The organism is Klebsiella sp. HMSC25G12 (genome assembly GCF_001807705.1).
Lineage (GTDB): Bacteria > Pseudomonadota > Gammaproteobacteria > Enterobacterales > Enterobacteriaceae > Klebsiella > Klebsiella variicola.
In genome coordinates this window covers 1-4,334 of record NZ_KV789886.1, presented here as the reverse complement: position 1 = coordinate 4,334, position 4,334 = coordinate 1, and the positions used below count along the sequence as shown (strand labels likewise).

Sequence of the window (4,334 nt, the reverse complement as noted above, 5' to 3'; positions counted from 1 at the left end):
AAGCTGCTGTCGACCACCCCGGTCATGTCCGGCGCGGGTTCGCCCTGAGCCGGGGCTTCCTCATCAGAGCTCATGTTCAGATCAGAAAGATACAGCCCGCCCCCAACGGCTGCCGCGCCGCCCGCCAGAATGAGTCCCAGCCAGATATATTGCTTACGTTTGATCAGCGTGTTGAAGTTGGCCATCAGCGCTTCACTCCTTCATCTGACGTCGTGACCCAGATCTGCATGCGACCACCGGCAGTCAGCAGGCCCGCCGGGGTACTGAACATGACGGCACGTGTTCCTGGCTGCCAGAAATCGCTTTCACGCACCATACGGGGCGACAGGGAGACGTTATCCAGACTGAAACGGACGACTTTCAGGTGGTGGCCGACCCAGACCCGGTCGGCAGTGGCGCGCAGACCAGCCGGCACCTGCAGCACTTCAGAGGTGACGGGGACAGACTGATACTCATCGGGTACGCTGCCCTGGCGCACGGCGCGATTCAGCGAAACCAGTAACGATTCATAGGGGTTCGACTCTTCCCAGGCTTTTGCCGGACCGGGAGTCCCCGCCAGCTCGCTGACCAGCTGAATTGTCCGGCCTGAGCCCGCACGGGGCACGGCACGAATGGAGAAGTTCAGCCCGCGTTCGGTTTCCACAATGAAGGTGAACGGTTTTTTACTGACGGTCGCCAGAATGGCGCCGCCGCTGTCGGTCTGCTCCTGGTTTGTCAGGCCACCGTCCAGGCTGTTTATCGCCGTGATGCGATCGCCTGGTACAGTGAACAGATTCGGGTCGGTGTTACTCACGGCAATATTTGCCTGACCGCCATTGGTCAGGGGGACCACTGTCGGCGCCAGCGTACCGCTGAGGGTCGCTGACATCGCGGGGGCGACCAACAGCAGACAGCATGAAATAAATAACGGGTTAATTTTTTTCATTATTTATTTCTCCAAAACGCGCCAGCCAGCTGACACCATCGACACGACTGAACTGAATGACATAGCTTTTAATTTCACTGTAGGGTTTGGAATCCCCAATCCACGTTTTCAGCTCACCCCGGATATCCACGCGGTTCTCTGCCGGCCAGGCACGGATCGACGTCATATAAAAGGTGGCATTAACGTTATTGTCTTTAATGCGTTTCGCATCTTCAGCCAGCTGGACCTTGAGGCTGTTCTGCGAGGCGGGTAATACATACCGGAGTAGCTGCTGATGCTGGGCATCAACCGTTTCCGGCGTGACATTCAGACGCAGGGCAATAAAGGACAGGCCCAGCTGCTCAATATAAGAGGCGTCAGCCTGGTTCTGAGACACCGCAAAGGGAGCACTGAATAACATCGGTGTCACAGCGACTTTCTGTTCTGTCTGAAGACGGTAATTATTTATGCCCTGGATAATATTGGTCGCAAGACTGAGGGTCAGGAGTGTCCCCAGACTGATAAATCCCACAGCGATAACGCGGGTGGTATTTTGTCTGGCACCATGTTCCATATGTTATTTCCCCGTTGATTTATTTAATCCACTGCCGGAAACAGGAGTCCGGAACATCATGAAAGAAACCTTTAAGAAGGGAGGTTGGCAGATACCAGTAAATCAGGTCGCGTAGCCAGGAACTGCCCCGCCCTTTTTTCAGTTTCTTGATACCCCAGAAAACCAGTGCCGCTGCAGCCATACCAAAAATGAACTTGCTGGTCCAGAAACCCCAGCCGAGACAAATCACGGCCGGGATAAGCTCATCGAGATATAAGCCAAACCAGCGGGACTGGTTAGTCAGTGTTTCCGGGAAACGGTATCGCTTTAATTCGTCTCCCGTCATCACGTGCTTCCTGTCAGTAACCGGCGACCGACATACCGATGGTGATAAAGGTGGAAATAATCGCGAAGCCAAACAGGAACTTCACGTTTTTGGTCATCATGTACATGATGCCGCCGGCGACGACTTCTGCCAGAACCACCCATTTGACGACGCTGGATTGCTTACCAAACGTGCCTTTAACGGTCGCATCCCCGGACTTCATCAGGTCGGTTGCCGTGGTGGTGGCCATCGCAGCATCCGGGAAGAACGCCGCCACAGCAGCAACCGGCAGCGCAACTTTAGCAACTTTCAGGGCTTTCTTTTTATTGAAAACGCGGGACAGAAAAGACGGTTTGGCTTCTTCAGGGACAGCTGAGCCCTGAACGCTTAATACAGCATTCATATTTATTTCCTTTTAAATAGATAATGTTTAAATGGTGATACCTTCGGGACTACTTATGTTTCAGATTCAGACCTCCTTATCACTTCGACTTCAGAGCTATAAAAATCAGGAAATTCGAACAGATGCGCTTTGAGACGAAGATAAACTTCATGCGACTTGCTTCTGTTACTTTTATTTTTAGCTGCAATCAGTTTTTTGTTTGTATCCTCATCAAAGCGGGCCATAACAACAGGACCAAAACTCACACTCTTATAGGTTACAGTTGGATAAAAATCTGGATAGCGTAAAAGGTGATCCTTAACCCTAAGCACAACCTCCCCAGCCTTACTACGTCCGCTTCTCTCTTTGGCGTTTACCAATTTCAGATGCGTATCTTCATCAAGTTTAAAACTTACGCATGGACCTAATGCCGGACGAGTAGTCATTCGCCTCACTTGCACCTCCACTCTACTTTTCAATAGGAGTAGTCTCACAAATAAAACCCCTTAACACAATAGACAAAAGGTCACTATTTATTTAACAATTTATTAACGCGACTTCCAATTAATTCTGTAACAACCTTACAGAATGAAAAGGCCATTCCACTGGCGAATAAAAAATAAAAAACCTCTTCTCTCGTGCGGATTGGTAAAGCTGCAAGAATACGATTAACTCTGTTCTTAGATGTTCCAATCGCTATATTTAAAACCTCTGAAATCTGATTGTGGGAGGCACCAAAAGAATATAGAGCCAGAGTCTCAATCTGAACATCAGTTAAAAAACCGAGTGCATTTTTAAATTCGTTGAGTTTTTTTATAAAACCAGAACGAACAGGAGACAGTAAAAAACCGCCTCGTTGAAGATGACAGAACTTCCACAGAGTGAACTCCGTTCCATCAAATGACATCCGTTCTATTATAAAATCCCATCGGTTCCCATTAATGGGCAAATTTTCCTCAACAAGCATTTTTCGATCGCCTGAGTAAACTTCGGCGTCAAGAGCTGACAGACGTAAAGAAGAGGAGATTTCCAGACGGTTAAACCATATGTTAACGTTAATATTGTGCAGAAAAGTTGTAGCGAAAGAATGATTGAAATGGGAAAAGGATCCATCACGGAGCCTTATACAAGCAGGATGGCTAGAAAGGTTGACAGTTAATTGCATTTCACGAAAGAAATCCAATTGACTACAGTTGGTGTTTTCAATACGATCCATCGAACACATAGGAGCCTCCTCAACAGGATTCTATGGGCAGCTGATGCGAAGGGGGCCAACCCTTCACATCAGCGATTCTCAAATTTTGTGAGACCTGAGCCTCTCAAACTATGATAAATGTAACCCACTTCCCTGTCACTAAAAATACGCAGATCATTCCGCTTTTATTTTTTATATTTTAGTTTAATAATCTATATAACTGAATGCTGTGTAGTTTACTCTTCGTCACCATCTTCTGATTCTGGAAAGAATGTATCGACCACCTCTTTAGTGTCTTCCAGAATGTTATCAATCATAAATCGCCACTCAAATTTTTGGTTACCAGAGATATGTGGACTCAAACAAGAAATTCCCAAAATTTTGTTGGTTGCAAATTGTGTCTTCAAAACTGTTTCAAGCAAAAGCTTATTGAAAGCCATCTGATTAAAGCCGCTTTCTTTCCTTTCCATTTGCGCTTCATAAACCCTCAAGCCTAACTCGACAAGCATCGTAGACACACTGGAAAAACTAACATCTTTCTCCTTGGCACCATCAGCTTTCCGTTTTTCCACAATGGCATTAATTTTTTCAGCAACTTCATCGCTAACATATGCCTGTATCTTTGCCATATCCATCCCTTAATATAAAAAGAAATCTCGATACTATTTACAGCCAACCAAGTTAGACGATTCACCAACGATTCAATTCGCGATTCGAATCTAGATTCACCGCCTTTAAACTCGATTCATATGGCGAATCACACCACGAATTGAATCTAGAGTCAATTCGCCAATAAAACTAGATTTCATAAGGGTTGATTCGTTACTGATTCACCAACGATTTATAAGTGAATCGTTAGCGATTCATCTGCGATTCATATTTATATTACATAATGAAAGATAGTGTAATTTAAGTCACCATAACTCTATGGTTTAAATAATAAATCTGCAAAATTTTAATTTTGCGTGGGGTGTG

At 46.2% G+C, this 4,334-nt stretch carries 8 protein-coding genes; all 8 read right to left on the bottom strand.

What is annotated here, in order from left to right; genetic code table 11:
* Positions 1–185: conjugal transfer protein TraB (locus HMPREF3096_RS12895; RefSeq protein ID WP_077270168.1), on the bottom strand; the 185-nt coding region annotated here is incomplete at its 3' end.
* Positions 185–925 (bottom strand): type-F conjugative transfer system secretin TraK, encoded by a 741-nt coding sequence (traK, locus tag HMPREF3096_RS12890; protein ID WP_032738531.1) that lies wholly within the window; start codon positions 923–925, stop codon positions 185–187. The genes traK and HMPREF3096_RS12895, both read right to left, overlap by 1 nt.
* Positions 912–1,478, bottom strand: coding sequence for a type IV conjugative transfer system protein TraE (traE, locus tag HMPREF3096_RS12885; RefSeq protein WP_020316627.1), 567 nt, complete (start codon positions 1,476–1,478; stop codon positions 912–914). Before traE ends, traK begins: the two co-directional genes overlap by 14 nt.
* A gap of 19 nt (positions 1,479–1,497) precedes the next feature.
* Entirely contained in the window at positions 1,498–1,803 is a 306-nt protein-coding gene (gene traL, locus HMPREF3096_RS12880; protein WP_004178059.1) for a type IV conjugative transfer system protein TraL, read from the bottom strand.
* A gap of 13 nt (positions 1,804–1,816) precedes the next feature.
* On the bottom strand, positions 1,817–2,185 hold the full coding sequence (gene traA / locus HMPREF3096_RS12875; protein ID WP_023340946.1) for a type IV conjugative transfer system pilin TraA: 369 nt from the start codon (positions 2,183–2,185) through the stop codon (positions 1,817–1,819).
* A gap of 53 nt (positions 2,186–2,238) precedes the next feature.
* Positions 2,239–2,610, bottom strand: coding sequence for a TraY domain-containing protein (locus tag HMPREF3096_RS29245; protein WP_071787545.1), 372 nt, complete (start codon positions 2,608–2,610; stop codon positions 2,239–2,241).
* Positions 2,611–2,693: 83 nt separating this feature from the next.
* Positions 2,694–3,389 carry a transcriptional regulator TraJ family protein gene (locus HMPREF3096_RS29240; RefSeq protein WP_023340947.1) on the bottom strand — a complete coding sequence of 232 codons (696 nt, stop codon included), beginning with the start codon at positions 3,387–3,389 and terminating at the stop codon, positions 2,694–2,696.
* A 206-nt stretch (positions 3,390–3,595) separates the two neighbouring features.
* The gene (traM, locus tag HMPREF3096_RS12865) at positions 3,596–3,988 is read right to left on the bottom strand and encodes a conjugal transfer relaxosome DNA-binding protein TraM (RefSeq protein ID WP_032442653.1); all 393 of its coding nucleotides are present in this window, start codon (positions 3,986–3,988) and stop codon (positions 3,596–3,598) included.
* Positions 3,989–4,334 lie beyond the last annotated feature (346 nt).